Below are 13,675 nucleotides of genomic sequence, written 5' to 3' on the forward strand. Positions count from 1 at the left end.
TGGCCCACCGAATGTGTTATACACTTCGGTTGGATAGTTAATTTGGCGAGATTATACGATGATCAAACAAAGGACTCTTAAACGTATCGTTCAGGCGACTGGCGTCGGTTTACACACCGGCAAAAAGGTCACACTGACGTTACGCCCTGCGCCGGCAAATACCGGGGTCATCTATCGTCGCACCGACTTGAATCCTCCGGTAGATTTCCCGGCCGATGCCAAATCTGTGCGTGATACTATGCTCTGTACTTGCCTGGTCAACGAGCATGACGTGCGGATTTCTACCGTAGAGCACCTCAACGCCGCGCTGGCGGGCCTGGGTATCGACAACATCGTTGTTGAAGTCGATGCACCAGAAATCCCGATTATGGACGGTAGTGCTGCGCCATTCGTTTATCTGTTGCTGGATGCCGGCATCGATGAACTGAACTGCGCGAAGAAATTCGTCCGTATTAAAGACACCGTTCGCGTTGAAGATGGCGATAAGTGGGCTGAATTCAAACCGTACAATGGTTTCTCGTTGGACTTTACCATCGACTTTAACCACCCGGCGATTGATTCCAGCACGCAGCGTTATGCGATGAACTTCTCCGCAGATGCGTTCATGCGCCAGATCAGCCGTGCCCGTACTTTCGGTTTCATGCGTGATATCGAATATCTGCAGTCCCGCGGCCTGTGCCTGGGCGGCAGCTTCGATTGTGCCATCGTTGTTGACGATTATCGCGTACTGAACGAAGACGGCCTGCGTTTTGAAGATGAATTCGTTCGTCACAAAATGCTGGATGCTATCGGTGACTTGTTCATGTGTGGTCACAACATTATTGGTGCATTTACCGCGTACAAATCCGGTCATGCGCTCAATAACAAACTTCTGCAAGCGGTCCTGGCAAAACAGGAAGCTTGGGAATTCGTGACCTTCCAGGACGACGCAGAACTGCCGCTGGCGTTCAAAGCACCATCAATGGTTCTGGCGTAAGCCTGACCATCGCGTAAATTCGACTGGCAACCTGGCACTCTCTCCGGTCAGGGAACCAGTCGTTTTTTCTTTTTAGCGCTCGAAACTTCTCTTTCCCGCCGTCAGTGTCTTTGTAAAGATCACACACTTGTGCAACCGCTGCTTTCTTAACCCGTTTTTCGGTGATGATTTCGTCATTCCTGCTGTCGCAGCGCTGCATTAATGATAATATCTTGGCGCGAAAATAGAATAACGGTACTTAAACCGAAGGTGGAACATTACGTGAGTGGAATGCTGACGCGTTGGCGACAGTTTGGCAGACGCTACTTCTGGCCGCATCTCCTGTTGGGGATGGTTGCTGCCAGCTTTGGCTTGCCTGCGCTTGCGAGTAATACCGAGCCGGCATCGCCTGCCCGCGAGACCACCAGTAACCATCATCCGTCGCAGAAAATCGATTTCACGCAGCTGGCGCGCCTTGAGAACAACCGCCGCCCATCCTTTAGCGTGGACTACTGGCATCAGCATGCCATCCGCACGGTTATTCGCCACCTCTCTTTTGCCATGGCGCCTACCGCGTCACCGGTTGCCGAGCCCGCGTCGCCGCTTCAGGCTGCACAGCATCTGGCTCTGCTCGATACGCTCAACGCGTTACTCAATGTTGAAAGTCAGCCGCCGGCGGTGATCGCCCAGGCCGTCATTTTACCTGCTTTACCCCCTCACGCTTTTAGCATCCCGACCTGGATAAGCCAGGTGCAGGGCATCCGTGCCGGGCCGCAGCGCCTCGTCTGAAAATAACCGCTTTATATCCTTTATTTTTCTGACTCCGAAATGTCGGGGCGTTTGAGATTTTATTATGTTAATCAAATTATTGACCAAAGTTTTTGGTAGTCGTAACGACCGTACCCTGCGCCGCATGCGTAAAGCTGTAGGCATCATCAATGCGATGGAACCGGAGATGGAAAAACTCTCCGACGACGAGCTGAAAGCGAAAACCGACGAATTCCGTGCGCGCATTGAGAAAGGCGAATCCGTTGAGAGCCTGATCCCAGAAGCGTTTGCCGTGGTTCGTGAAGCGAGTAAGCGTGTGTTTGGCATGCGTCACTTCGACGTACAGCTGCTCGGCGGTATGGTTCTGAATGACCGCTGCATCGCGGAAATGCGTACCGGTGAAGGTAAAACCCTGACCGCAACGCTGCCGGCTTACCTGAACGCACTGTCCGGCAAAGGCGTGCACGTGGTTACCGTCAACGACTATCTGGCGCAGCGTGACGCCGAAAACAACCGTCCACTGTTCGAATTCCTCGGCATGACCGTCGGTATCAACATGTCCGGCCTGCCAGCTCCTGCTAAGCGTGAAGCCTACAACGCGGACATCACCTACGGTACCAACAACGAATACGGTTTTGACTACCTGCGCGACAACATGGCATTCAGCCCGGAAGAGCGCGTACAGCGTAAACTGCACTATGCGCTGGTCGATGAAGTTGACTCCATCCTGATCGATGAAGCGCGTACGCCGCTTATCATCTCCGGTCCGGCGGAAGACAGCTCCGAAATGTACAAGAAAGTGAACAAAATCATTCCTCACCTGGTGCGCCAGGAGAAGGAAGATTCCGACACCTTCCAGGGTGAAGGTCACTTCTCCGTTGACGAAAAATCTCGCCAGGTAAACCTGACCGAACGCGGTCTGGTGCTGATTGAAGAGCTGCTGGTGAACGAAGGCATTATGGAAGAAGGCGAGTCCCTGTACTCTCCGGCTAACATCATGCTGATGCACCACGTTACCGCTGCGCTTCGCGCCCACGTGCTGTTCACCCGCGACGTTGACTACATCGTCAAAGATGGCGAAGTTATCATCGTCGATGAACACACCGGTCGTACCATGCAGGGCCGTCGCTGGTCTGATGGTCTGCACCAGGCGGTAGAAGCGAAAGAAGGCGTTGAGATCCAGAACGAAAACCAGACTCTGGCATCTATCACCTTCCAGAACTACTTCCGTCTGTACGAAAAGCTGGCCGGTATGACCGGTACGGCGGACACTGAAGCCTTCGAATTCAGCTCCATCTACAAGCTGGATACCGTAGTAGTACCAACTAACCGCCCAATGATCCGTAAAGATATGCCGGATCTGGTTTACATGACCGAAGCGGAAAAAATTCAGGCGATCATCGAAGATATTAAAGAGCGTACTGCCGCGGGCCAACCGGTGCTGGTCGGTACTATCTCTATCGAAAAATCTGAAGTGGTTTCCCATGAGCTGACCAAAGCGGGCATCAAGCACAACGTACTGAACGCCAAATTCCACGCCAGCGAAGCAGATATCGTTGCTCAGGCGGGTTATCCTGCGGCCGTGACCATCGCTACCAACATGGCGGGTCGTGGTACCGATATTATGCTGGGTGGTAGCTGGCAGGCAGAAGTTGCACAGCTGGAAGATCCAACGCCAGAACAGATTGCTCAGATCAAAGCCGATTGGCAGGTTCGTCACGACGCCGTTCTGGCGGCAGGCGGTCTGCACATCATTGGTACCGAACGTCACGAATCTCGTCGTATCGATAACCAGCTTCGTGGTCGTTCCGGTCGTCAGGGTGACGCGGGTTCTTCCCGTTTCTACCTGTCTATGGAAGATGCCTTGATGCGTATCTTTGCCTCTGACCGCGTGTCCGGCATGATGCGTAAACTGGGGATGAAGCCGGGCGAAGCTATCGAGCACCCATGGGTGACGAAAGCGATTGCCAACGCACAGCGCAAAGTAGAAAGCCGCAACTTTGATATTCGTAAGCAGCTGCTGGAATATGATGACGTTGCCAACGACCAGCGTCGCGCTATCTACACCCAGCGTAACGAACTGCTGGACGTGTCTGACGTGAGCGAAACCATCAACAGCATCCGCGAAGATGTCTTCAAAGCGACCATTGATGCGCACATTCCGCCGCAGTCTCTGGAAGAGATGTGGGATATCCCTGGCCTGCAGGAACGTCTGAAAAACGACTTCGACCTCGAACTGCCAATTTCCGAGTGGCTGGACAAAGAGCCTGAACTGCACGAAGAGACGCTGCGCGAGCGTATTCTGGCCAGCGCCGTTGAGGTTTATCAGCGTAAAGAAGAAGTGGTTGGCACCGAAATGATGCGTCACTTCGAGAAAGGCGTGATGCTGCAGACCCTCGATTCCCTGTGGAAAGAGCACCTGGCGGCGATGGACTACCTGCGTCAGGGTATCCACCTGCGTGGCTATGCGCAGAAAGATCCAAAGCAGGAATACAAGCGTGAATCCTTCGCCATGTTCGCCGCGATGCTGGAGTCACTGAAGTATGAAGTGATCAGCACCCTGAGCAAGGTTCAGGTGCGCATGCCGGAAGAAGTGGAAGAGATGGAGCAGCAGCGTCGTCTGGAAGCTGAACGTCTGGCGCAGATGCAGCAGCTGAGCCATAAGAGCGATGACGAAGCCGTTGCAGAGGATCTGGCTGCACAAACCGGCGATCGTAAAGTGGGTCGTAACGATCCATGCCCATGCGGTTCCGGCAAAAAATTCAAACAGTGCCACGGCCGTCTGAGCTAAGGTCACGATAACAAGACAAAAGGCGCAGATTACTGCGCCTTTTTTATGGATAAGACAAAATGAAAATACTGCAAATATCCGTTGGTATCATTCGCAATACCGCTGGTGAGATCTACATTACCCAGCGCGCTGCCGACGCACATATGGCCCATAAATGGGAGTTTCCCGGCGGGAAAATTGAAGCCGGCGAAACGCCTCAGGATGCGGTTATCCGTGAACTGCAGGAGGAGGTAGGTATCTCTGCCACGTCGCTGCATCAGTTTGATAAGCTGGAATATCAGTTCCCGGACCGCCACATTACGCTGTGGTTCTGGCTGGTTGACGGTTGGGAAGGCGAGCCGTGGGGTAAAGAAGGGCAGCCGGGACGCTGGGTGGCGCAGCAGGAACTGGTCGCGGAGGAGTTTCCGCCAGCGAACGCACCGGTGATTGAAAAGCTGATTACAGGGTAAGATTTGTAGCCCGGACGAGGTGCGTTAGCGCCGACTCCGGGAAGTCCCCGGCGTCACTACGCTCGGCCGGGCTACCTTGGGTTTACTGCTGGTCTTCGCTCCAGTCGTCGCTCTCGGAGAGATCGCCGCTGCTGGGAATACGCTTCTCTTCAGCCGCCCATTCGCCGAGATCGATCAGCTGGCAGCGTTTGGAGCAGAACGGGCGATAGGGGCTCTGTTCGCCCCAGATAACCGGTTTGTTGCAGGTTGGGCAGTTTACCGTGGTGACGTCAGACATGGTCTCTCCTTAGCAGCAGGCCAGTTCAAAATCCAGACGCTCTGGCACCAGGCCATGCTCGCTATCCAGCGGCATAAAGCGGATGGCAAAGCGGCTCTTGTGCCCGGAGATCTGCGGATACAGCTGCGAGGTAATTTCCAGCTTCAGGCGCAGCAGATCGGCATCTTCACCGTTGTCCTGGTAGAAACCGTTAAGACTGGTCTGTTTGCGGAACTGTGCTGAGTTGCGCACCAGATCGAGAATCAGCGACAGCGCTTGATTCAGCGGCGCCAGGCTTTCCAGCCAGGTATCAACCTGCGCATCGCGTTGATGCTGCTTTGAGTGCAGCCAGATATGCAGCGTTGGCAAATCGAAGCTGCAGCAGCCGCCTGGAATGCTCAGACGTTGGCGAACCAGCGCAATCAACCGGTCTTCACGCAGAAATTGCCCTACGCGCGGCGCGGCCATCAGGATACTGCTGCTGTTCTTTAACTGCTGGCGCAGAGCATCAATACGGGTTAAGTCCACGCCTTCAACTTCGCTCCAGGCGTTCAGTTTGCGCTGCTGGCGCTCTAGTTCTTTGAGCAGTTCGGTGCGGATATCGCCGCGCTCGAACACATCCAGTAAATCCCCTACATTGCGAAAAAAATGCAGTGCGCTGGCGTGATCCCTGATGGGTAAATTGGCGTTCAATTGTTCCGTCAGAAATTCAATACGCAGCCAGGTACGCATTTTTTCGTTCAGGGGATGCTCAAAAAGGATGTGGGTGTGCATTACGATTTTTCCTGTGATACAGCCTGTGCCGCGAGCTCAAGATAGAGGGCGTGAAGGCGAGCGACATCCGATGCAATCGCATCTGGTGTGCCGTTGTTATTAATGACGTCATCAGCTACCGCCAGACGCGCTTCGCGAGTGGCCTGGGCAGCAAGGATATTTTCCGCATGCTCTCGCGACACCTGGTCACGCTGCATGGTTCTAAGAAGCTGGGTTTCGCGTGACACATCGACGACCAGTACGCGATCGGCCCGCTCGTAGAGTTTGTTTTCCACCAGCAGAGGAACAACCCACAGTACATAAGGCGAGGTCGCCTGCTGTAGTTGGCGCTGTGTTTCTTGCTGAATGAGGGGATGCAGTAGGGCGTTTAGCCAGGTTTTTTCATCGGGGTGGGCGAAAATATGTTCGCGTAGTACACGACGATTTAGCGCGCCTTCCTCGGTCAGAATAGATGCGCCGAAATGTTCGGCAATGGCCGCTAGCGCCGGTGTACCCGTTTCGACAACCTGACGGGCAATAATATCGGCATCAATAACGTAAATACCCAGGCGAAAAAATGCATCAGCGACCGTACTTTTGCCGCTTCCGATGCCGCCTGTTAACGCTACTGTGTAAGTCATACCGCTTAGCCCTGGATTTTTAGTATTAAAATCATTTGGTTAAAAAACTGACGGACCAAGTGAGTGGATCAACGATACACGGCACTAATCGCCAGGTAAATTTATGGGATTGTAGCGTAAAAAAAGTGAAATTCGCAGTCTTGCGAAGCCCTGATTAGTGCGTATGATTGCATTACTGGAGTTGTGCTCTCAATTTAATTGCCATTAACCCCAGGAATTCGCACATGCGTATCGAAGAAGATCTGAAATTAGGTTTCAAAGACGTTCTTATCCGCCCTAAACGCTCTACTCTTAAAAGCCGTTCCGATGTTGAACTGGAACGCGAATTCACCTTTAAACATTCAGGACAACGCTGGTCTGGCGTGCCGATCATTGCTGCGAATATGGACTCCGTGGGTACCTTCGGGATGGCAAAAGCACTGGCCTCTTTCGATATCCTCACCGCCGTACACAAGCACTACACCGTTGAACAGTGGAGCGCGTTTGTTCAGGCTGAGTCTGAAGACGTCCTGCGTCACGTGATGGTATCGACCGGCACCTCCGATGCTGATTTCGAAAAAACGCAGCAGATCCTGAAACTGCACCCGTCGCTGAATTTCGTCTGCATTGACGTGGCGAACGGTTACTCCGAGCACTTCGTTCAGTTCGTGGCAAAAGCACGTGCAGCCTGGCCGACCAAAACCATCTGCGCAGGCAACGTGGTGACGGGTGAAATGTGCGAAGAGCTGATTCTGTCCGGCGCTGATATCGTGAAAGTGGGTATTGGCCCTGGTTCCGTGTGCACCACCCGCGTGAAAACCGGCGTGGGCTATCCGCAGCTGTCTGCGGTTATCGAATGTGCCGATGCGGCACACGGCCTTGGTGGCCAAATCGTCAGCGATGGCGGTTGCACCATGCCGGGCGATGTGGCTAAGGCATTCGGCGGCGGCGCAGACTTCGTGATGCTTGGCGGTATGCTGGCCGGTCACGATGAGAGCGGCGGTACCGTAGTGGAAGAAAACGGCGAAAAATTCATGCTTTTCTACGGCATGAGCTCTGAGTCAGCGATGAAGCGTCACGTTGGTGGCGTTGCGCAGTACCGCGCGGCCGAAGGCAAAACCGTTAAGCTGCCGCTGCGTGGCCCGGTTGATAACACCGCGCGTGACATCCTGGGCGGCCTGCGTTCTGCCTGTACCTACGTTGGGGCATCGCGCTTAAAAGAGCTGACCAAACGCACCACCTTTATCCGCGTACAGGAACAAGAGAACCGCGTGTTCAACAGCCTGTAATTCGCTCACGCTGGCGCACCCTGCGCCAGCGTTATCCCATTCCGCCACTGATGGCATCGCCCAGATGAAAAATCGGCAGATACATGGCCACCACCAGCGTCCCGATAATTACCCCGGTTACAATCAATAGCGCAGGCTCTAGCAGTGCGGTTAAATTCTCGGCTAAATTTTGCGTGTGTTCATGATGATGACGGGCAAGGTTCTCCAGCATGTCATCCAGCGCACCAGACGTCTCGCCGATTCTCACCAACTGTAAGCATAAGGGCGTAAAGGCGCGGCTGTTTTCCATCGCCTGCCAGATAGCGCTGCCTTGCGCTATCTCCTGGCGTAACGTTGTCACGACGTCTCGCCACCACGGGCAGTTCAGCGTCTCTTCAACGGTTTCCAGCCCCTGTAAAAATGCGATCCCTGCGCGCTGTGTCAGCGCCAGCACGGTAAATATCTGGCTAAGCTTCTGGCGATGGATAAGCGTTCCCATTACCGGTAGTGACAAGAGCACCCGCTGGCGGAGGCGCAGCCAGGGTGGATGGTGGCGTAGCGCGGCGTTGATTCCTGGCGGTAAAAGCAGTATCCCAATGATTAACGCAAACCACTGCTCAATGAATGCCGCTGTTGCCATCACCGCGAGGGTGAGCGCGGGAAGCGGGGTATTAAAGGTGCGGTAAATGGCGGTGAATTCTGGTAGCACAAACCCGACCATGGCCATGACTACCAGCACGGCGAGCGACAGAATAATCAGCGGGTAGCGCAGGGCTTTTTTTACTTTGGCTTTTAACAGCAGTTCGGCCTTCTGCTGATGGGCGAGCGCCAGACAGCAGTGCTCTAATTTACCGGTGATTTCGCCGGTGCGAATCATCGACAGATAGATCGGGGGAAATGCCTGCGGCCACTGCTGAAGGCCCTCAGAGAGCGAGATGCCCTGTGCCAGTCGTTCGGCAAGCGTGCTGAGCAGCGCCCGCCACTGCGGCGCAGGGGGCTGCTCAGCAAGAAGCGCTAGCCCGTCGGAGAGCGTGAGACCGGCCTGTAGCAGCGTGGCGAGCTGGCTGATAACCGCGCTGCTATGCTGCGCTCGCCATAAGGCGCCGTTGACCGTCCGGCGTTTCAGTTTTGTCACGGTGATGTGCTGGCGCTGTAAGGCCAACAGTGCCGCCGGCCGATGGGCCGCCCACAGGGTACCGCTTTGTGCGTCGCCGTCGGCCGTTAATCCCCACCAGTACCATAGCTGTTCACTCATCTTTCGGCATTCCGAGAACGCGGAATAGCTCTTCCTGCGTTGTCAGCCCTTGTTCGACAGCCAGGCAGCCGCTTTCAAATAGCGTACTCATACCCGCCAGCCGGGCGTGGTTCATGAGTTCAGCAGGCGTTGCGCCATTGGCAATACCCTGGCGTATGGGCGCGGTGACGGGGAGAACCTCAAACAGCGCCAGGCGCCCCTGATAGCCGCCGTAGCAGTGGCGGCAACCGGGAGCCGCCCAGTGCGGCAGCGGGCGTGGCCATAGGGCGTGTGGGAACCTGTGCTCACCGCTGGTTTTCTGGCGGCAGTGCGGGCACAGCTTGCGCACCAGACGCTGTGCGACAACCATCACCAGCGCCGATGACACCATCCAGCGCGCTACCCCCATTTGTTCTAAGCGGATTAAAGTTTCGACCGTTGAGTTGGTATGCAGCGTTGAGAGCACCAGATGCCCGGTTTGCGCCGCTTTGATGGCTATCTCCGCCGTTTCACCGTCGCGGATTTCACCGACCATCACAATATCCGGGTCCTGACGTAGCAGGGATCGTAGGACGCTTTGAAAGGTCAGCCCGCTTTTCACGCTCACCTGAGTCTGATTAAGACCATCCAGCGGAATTTCGATCGGGTCTTCCACGCTGCAAATATTCACCTCAGTATGGTTCAGGCTTTGCAGTGCGCTATAGAGCGTGACCGTTTTCCCACTGCCGGTAGGGCCGGTCACCAGGATAAGCCCTTGCGGCTGACTCAGTGCGGCCTGAAATAGTTCTAAGGCCGTGGATGACATGCCGAGGCGCTGGAGATCCAACGCCTGTTCGACCTTATGTAGCAAACGCAGCACCACCTTTTCGCCGTAGCGGCAGGGCAGCGTCGAGATGCGAAAGGAGAGCGGCTTCCCAGCGATATCCAGCGTAAATTGACCATCCTGCGGCAATCGACGTTCAGCAATATCCAGGTTGCCGAGCACCTTGAGGCGGGCAATCAGTGGCGTCATCAGCGGCAGCGGTACCGTGGGTAGCGCATGCAGCACACCGTCTACCCGCAACCGGATGCGCAGGTAGTGTTCTGAAGGTTCAAAATGGATATCGGATGCCCGCTGCGATAGCGCCTGCTTGAGGAGCCGATCGAGTCTGACTACCACGTTGTCACTCTCTTCGGGAACGGTTGGTGTCGCCTTCTGAGCATTTTGCTCCAGGTATTTGTCCATTCGCTCCTGGTCCCAGCACTCAATATCGACCCGCTTTTGGGTTGCGAAGCGCAAGGCCTCCAGCAGTTCCCCTGGCGGCGCGCCGACGACGGCAATATTCAACTCCCCTTCGTCGTTATTCAGCAGCACCGCGTGATGGCGCTGGCACAGCGTTAACAGCTGTTCGTTTTTCATGGTGAGAGCCCTGGTTTATTGTGCGTCAAAGCGGAAGACATCCTCACAGGCTTGCTGCAAGGCGCTGTCGCTCTGGATAGCGCAGGTACGCTGCCAGCCGGTAATGCCATTGGCGTTATCCCAACCGGGGACCAGCGTAACGCTCAAGCCGTTCAGACTCTCTTGCCCGGTGAGCGTGACCGTGCCTTTGGCAATGCTCATGCCTGAGACGTAGCGCGTGGTGGTCGGTGAAGGAATACCGTTACTGCCCGCATCGCAGTTATCCACGCCGCCGCGATCGAGCGCGCAGAGTTCGACCGCCGTACGATAGGGGACGAAGGTTTGTAGCATGTCGGTGAGTGCGGCTTTGCGCAGGTAGTTCTGATAGGCCGGAATGCCGATGGCGCTGAGAATGGCGATAATGCCGATAACCACCATCAGTTCGATAAGAGTGAAGCCCTTTTGATTGTCCATGATCTGCTCCTTGCTGAATCTGGTGCCACTGTGTCAGAGCGGTACCGGCATCGCGAGGGACAAAAACGCAGACAGGAAACGGCCTTCCAGATTTTTTACAGCAGTTGCAGCGTTGCAGGGGATAGGGGAATCAGGTTCGAAAAAAATGCCCTCGCGCAGGAGGGCATCGGGTGACGATTTAGCGGAAACGCATGGAGAGGTCGAGGGCGCGGACGTGCTTGGTCAACGCGCCGACGGAGATGTAGTCCACGCCGGTTTCGGCAAATTCACGGAGGGTGTCGAAGGTGACGTTGCCGGAGACTTCCAGCTGTGCCTGGCCTTGGGTGATGTTCACCGCTTCACGCATCTGCTCGGTATTAAAGTTATCGAGCATGATGATATCGGCCCCGGCCTTCAGCGCTTCGGTCAGCTCCTGCAGGCTTTCTACTTCGACTTCCACCGGAACGTCCGGGTGCAGCCAGAAGGCTTTTTCTACCGCCTGACGCACGGAGCCGGAGGCAATAATGTGGTTCTCTTTAATCAGAAATGCGTCGGAAAGCCCCAGTCGATGGTTCGCACCGCCGCCGCACAGCACGGCATATTTCAGCGCGGTGCGCAGGCCCGGCAGCGTTTTGCGGGTATCCAGCAGTTGGGTGTGGGTGCCTTCCAGCAGTTCGACATATTTGCGGACTTCGCTGGCCACGCCGGAGAGCGTTTGCACGAAGTTCAGCGCGGTGCGTTCACCGGTCAGCAGCACACGGGAAGGGCCATCGATTTCAAACAGCGGCTGGTCGGCTTTCACCGCGTCGCCGTCGGCTACATGCCAGGTGAGCGTGACGTCATCGCCGGCGAGCTGAATAAAGACTTCTTCAACCCAGCGTTTGCCGCAAAATACGCCATCTTCACGAGTAATGACCACCGCATGTGAGTGGCTGTTTTCCGGCAGCAGTTGTGCGGTAATATCATTATGGGCATCAACTTCTCCTCCCAGATCTTCACGCAGCGCTTGGGCAACCGCGTTGGGGATATCGAGGTTGATACGTTCAAGTAGCGCGTCACGTCGATGGTCTGAGTTATAACGGCGAGGCGGCATAATAAAGCTCCAAATTGGTAACGATGCGAAAGTTTGAAACATGCTACTCTGAACCGACTGGCATAACCATATATACTCGTCGTACTTCAAGCCGCAGCTGCGTTAGCTTTCTTCGCTCACCCCAGTCACGTACTTATGTACGCTCCCGGGGATTCGCTGCGTCGCTGCCTTGCTGCAACTTGAATTACTTAGAGTATAAAGGTCGTATACAAGGAGATCCTGAATGCAGTTAGATAAGGGCTGGCTGGTGGGCGTACGGCACGTGCCGTCTCCGCACCATGATGGTCGCCCGGAGGATGAAGCGCCTTCATTGTTGGTTGTGCATAATATTAGTCTGCCGCCAGGCCAGTTTGGCGGTCCGTGGATTGATGCGCTGTTTACCGGCACGATCGACCCCGATGCCGATCCGTTCTTTGCGGAAATCGCCCATTTGCGTGTTTCTGCCCATTGCCTGATTCGCCGGGATGGCGAAATTGTGCAGTACGTTCCTTTTGATAAACGCGCCTGGCATGCCGGAGTCTCCTCCTATCATGGCCGTGAGCGCTGCAATGATTTTTCTATCGGCATTGAGCTTGAAGGCACCGATACGCTGGCCTATACCGATGAGCAGTACCAGCAGCTGGCGGCGTTAACCCAGTTGCTTATTCGCGAGTACCCCGCGATCGCCGACAATATGACCGGCCACTGTGATATTGCGCCCGTGCGTAAAACTGACCCCGGTCCAGCGTTTGATTGGGCCCGTTTTCGTGCACTGGTCACCCCCGTCGAATAAGGAGATGACATGACGCTGTTTACCACGCTTCTGGTTCTGTTTGCGGAGCGACTGTTTAAGCTCGGCGAGCACTGGCAGCTCGATCACCGCCTCGAGACGCTGTTCCGGCGAGTGAAGCACTATTCCATGGCGGCAACGCTGGTGATGACCATCGTGGCGATGGTCATTGTGGGTATTATCCAGCGTGCGCTGGATGGGCTGCTGTTTAACGTTCCGGAACTGCTGTTCTGGATCCTACTGGGCCTGCTTTGCATCGGCGCGGGTCGCGTGCGTATGCATTATCATGCCTATCTTAAAGCGGCTTCCCGCGATGATGCCCATGCGCGTGAGGCGATGGCCAGCGAACTGACGATGATCCACGGCGTACCGGCGGGCTGCGATGAGCGCGAATTCCTGCGGGAGCTGCAAAACGCGCTGCTGTGGATTAACTACCGCTTCTATCTGGCGCCGCTGTTCTGGTTCGTGGTGGGCGGTACGTGGGGGCCAGTGGCGCTGATGGGGTATGCGTTTTTACGCGCCTGGCAGTCCTGGCTGGCGCGCTACCAGACGCCGCATCATCGTCTGCAGTCGGGTATTGATGCGATTTTACACGTGGTGGATTGGGTTCCAGTACGCTTGGTCGGCGTGGTGTACGCGCTGGTTGGACATGGTGAGAAAGCGCTTCCGGCGTGGTTTGCGTCACTGGGCGACCGTCACTCTTCGCAGTATCAGGTACTGACCCATCTGGCGCAGTATTCGCTCGCTCGTGAGCCGCACGTGGATAAGGTGGCGACGCCAAAAGCCGCGGTATCGATGGCGAAGAAGACCTCGTACGCGGTAGTGGTAGTGATGGCGCTGCTGACGATTTACGGAACGTTGGTGTAGTTTAGCGCCTCCTCGGAGTCG

The 13,675-nt window shown here is 55.5% G+C and carries 14 protein-coding genes; 7 read left to right on the plus strand and 7 right to left on the minus strand.

Annotation, left to right across the window (positions count from 1 at the left end; translation table 11 throughout):
* Positions 1-58: 58 nt before the first annotated feature.
* The 4 genes from lpxC (at position 59) to mutT (ending at position 4,963) form a co-directional block, all read left to right on the plus strand.
* Positions 59-976: a UDP-3-O-acyl-N-acetylglucosamine deacetylase gene (gene lpxC / locus AB2B48_RS21765; RefSeq protein ID WP_185668542.1), complete on the plus strand. Its 918-nt coding sequence runs from the start codon at positions 59-61 to the stop codon at positions 974-976.
* Between the two features lie 261 nt (positions 977-1,237).
* Positions 1,238-1,744 (plus strand): secA translation cis-regulator SecM, encoded by a 507-nt coding sequence (gene secM, locus AB2B48_RS21770; protein ID WP_220440744.1) that lies wholly within the window; start codon positions 1,238-1,240, stop codon positions 1,742-1,744.
* A 64-nt stretch (positions 1,745-1,808) separates the two neighbouring features.
* Positions 1,809-4,514, plus strand: coding sequence for a preprotein translocase subunit SecA (secA, locus tag AB2B48_RS21775; protein WP_368300192.1), 2,706 nt, complete (start codon positions 1,809-1,811; stop codon positions 4,512-4,514).
* 59 nt (positions 4,515-4,573) lie between these two features.
* Positions 4,574-4,963, plus strand: a complete 390-nt coding sequence (gene mutT / locus AB2B48_RS21780; protein WP_368300193.1) for an 8-oxo-dGTP diphosphatase MutT — start codon at positions 4,574-4,576, stop codon at positions 4,961-4,963.
* A gap of 82 nt (positions 4,964-5,045) precedes the next feature.
* On the opposite strand, the gene yacG is transcribed toward mutT, so the two are convergent.
* From yacG to coaE, 3 genes are read right to left on the minus strand one after another with little or no spacing between them, the layout of a single operon-like run.
* Positions 5,046-5,240, minus strand: coding sequence for a DNA gyrase inhibitor YacG (gene yacG, locus AB2B48_RS21785; protein ID WP_185668536.1), 195 nt, complete (start codon positions 5,238-5,240; stop codon positions 5,046-5,048).
* A 9-nt stretch (positions 5,241-5,249) separates the two neighbouring features.
* Positions 5,250-5,993 carry a cell division protein ZapD gene (zapD, locus tag AB2B48_RS21790; protein WP_185668535.1) on the minus strand — a complete coding sequence of 248 codons (744 nt, stop codon included), beginning with the start codon at positions 5,991-5,993 and terminating at the stop codon, positions 5,250-5,252.
* On the minus strand, positions 5,993-6,613 hold the full coding sequence (gene coaE, locus AB2B48_RS21795) for a dephospho-CoA kinase (protein ID WP_220440746.1): 621 nt from the start codon (positions 6,611-6,613) through the stop codon (positions 5,993-5,995). Before coaE ends, zapD begins: the two co-directional genes overlap by 1 nt.
* Positions 6,614-6,837: 224 nt before the next feature.
* Here coaE and AB2B48_RS21800 point away from each other — a divergent pair, with 224 nt between their 5' ends.
* Positions 6,838-7,881, plus strand: a complete 1,044-nt coding sequence (locus AB2B48_RS21800) for a GMP reductase (RefSeq protein ID WP_185668533.1) — start codon at positions 6,838-6,840, stop codon at positions 7,879-7,881.
* Between the two features lie 31 nt (positions 7,882-7,912).
* Here the strand turns inward: AB2B48_RS21800 and hofC are convergent, their stop codons facing one another.
* The 4 genes from hofC to nadC all read right to left on the minus strand — a co-directional run bounded on the left by hofC (position 7,913) and on the right by nadC (position 12,018).
* Positions 7,913-9,115, minus strand: coding sequence for a protein transport protein HofC (gene hofC / locus AB2B48_RS21805; RefSeq protein WP_368300194.1), 1,203 nt, complete (start codon positions 9,113-9,115; stop codon positions 7,913-7,915).
* Positions 9,108-10,493, minus strand: a complete 1,386-nt coding sequence (gene gspE / locus AB2B48_RS21810; protein ID WP_368300195.1) for a type II secretion system protein GspE — start codon at positions 10,491-10,493, stop codon at positions 9,108-9,110. Before gspE ends, hofC begins: the two co-directional genes overlap by 8 nt.
* Positions 10,494-10,508: 15 nt before the next feature.
* Complete coding sequence (ppdD, locus tag AB2B48_RS21815; RefSeq protein WP_185668528.1) at positions 10,509-10,946, minus strand: prepilin peptidase-dependent pilin; 438 nt, start codon at positions 10,944-10,946, stop codon at positions 10,509-10,511.
* Between the two features lie 178 nt (positions 10,947-11,124).
* On the minus strand, positions 11,125-12,018 hold the full coding sequence (gene nadC / locus AB2B48_RS21820; protein ID WP_185668527.1) for a carboxylating nicotinate-nucleotide diphosphorylase: 894 nt from the start codon (positions 12,016-12,018) through the stop codon (positions 11,125-11,127).
* A gap of 223 nt (positions 12,019-12,241) precedes the next feature.
* Between nadC and ampD the strand changes: the two genes are divergently transcribed.
* Together ampD and ampE are read left to right on the plus strand one after the other, a co-directional pair.
* Positions 12,242-12,790 carry a 1,6-anhydro-N-acetylmuramyl-L-alanine amidase AmpD gene (ampD, locus tag AB2B48_RS21825; protein WP_185668525.1) on the plus strand — a complete coding sequence of 183 codons (549 nt, stop codon included), beginning with the start codon at positions 12,242-12,244 and terminating at the stop codon, positions 12,788-12,790.
* A gap of 9 nt (positions 12,791-12,799) precedes the next feature.
* Positions 12,800-13,654 (plus strand): beta-lactamase regulator AmpE, encoded by an 855-nt coding sequence (gene ampE, locus AB2B48_RS21830; protein WP_185668523.1) that lies wholly within the window; start codon positions 12,800-12,802, stop codon positions 13,652-13,654.
* The last annotated feature ends 21 nt before the right edge of the window (positions 13,655-13,675 follow it).

Source organism: Kluyvera sichuanensis (genome assembly GCF_040930405.1).
GTDB lineage: Bacteria > Pseudomonadota > Gammaproteobacteria > Enterobacterales > Enterobacteriaceae > Kluyvera > Kluyvera sichuanensis.

Excerpts from the sequence above, each read along its gene's own strand:
- ampD (WP_185668525.1), top strand. The coding sequence starts at position 12,242 with ATGCAGTTAGATAAGGGCTGGCTGGTGGGCGTACGGCACGTGCCGTCT.
- zapD (WP_185668535.1), bottom strand. The coding sequence starts at position 5,993 with ATGCACACCCACATCCTTTTTGAGCATCCCCTGAACGAAAAAATGCGT.
- ampE (WP_185668523.1), top strand. The coding sequence starts at position 12,800 with ATGACGCTGTTTACCACGCTTCTGGTTCTGTTTGCGGAGCGACTGTTT.
- nadC (WP_185668527.1), bottom strand. The coding sequence starts at position 12,018 with ATGCCGCCTCGCCGTTATAACTCAGACCATCGACGTGACGCGCTACTT.
- coaE (WP_220440746.1), bottom strand. The coding sequence starts at position 6,613 with ATGACTTACACAGTAGCGTTAACAGGCGGCATCGGAAGCGGCAAAAGT.
- yacG (WP_185668536.1), bottom strand. The coding sequence starts at position 5,240 with ATGTCTGACGTCACCACGGTAAACTGCCCAACCTGCAACAAACCGGTT.
- hofC (WP_368300194.1), bottom strand. The coding sequence starts at position 9,115 with ATGAGTGAACAGCTATGGTACTGGTGGGGATTAACGGCCGACGGCGAC.
- secA (WP_368300192.1), top strand. The coding sequence starts at position 1,809 with ATGTTAATCAAATTATTGACCAAAGTTTTTGGTAGTCGTAACGACCGT.
- lpxC (WP_185668542.1), top strand. The coding sequence starts at position 59 with ATGATCAAACAAAGGACTCTTAAACGTATCGTTCAGGCGACTGGCGTC.
- mutT (WP_368300193.1), top strand. The coding sequence starts at position 4,574 with ATGAAAATACTGCAAATATCCGTTGGTATCATTCGCAATACCGCTGGT.
- ppdD (WP_185668528.1), bottom strand. The coding sequence starts at position 10,946 with ATGGACAATCAAAAGGGCTTCACTCTTATCGAACTGATGGTGGTTATC.
- AB2B48_RS21800 (WP_185668533.1), top strand. The coding sequence starts at position 6,838 with ATGCGTATCGAAGAAGATCTGAAATTAGGTTTCAAAGACGTTCTTATC.
- gspE (WP_368300195.1), bottom strand. The coding sequence starts at position 10,493 with ATGAAAAACGAACAGCTGTTAACGCTGTGCCAGCGCCATCACGCGGTG.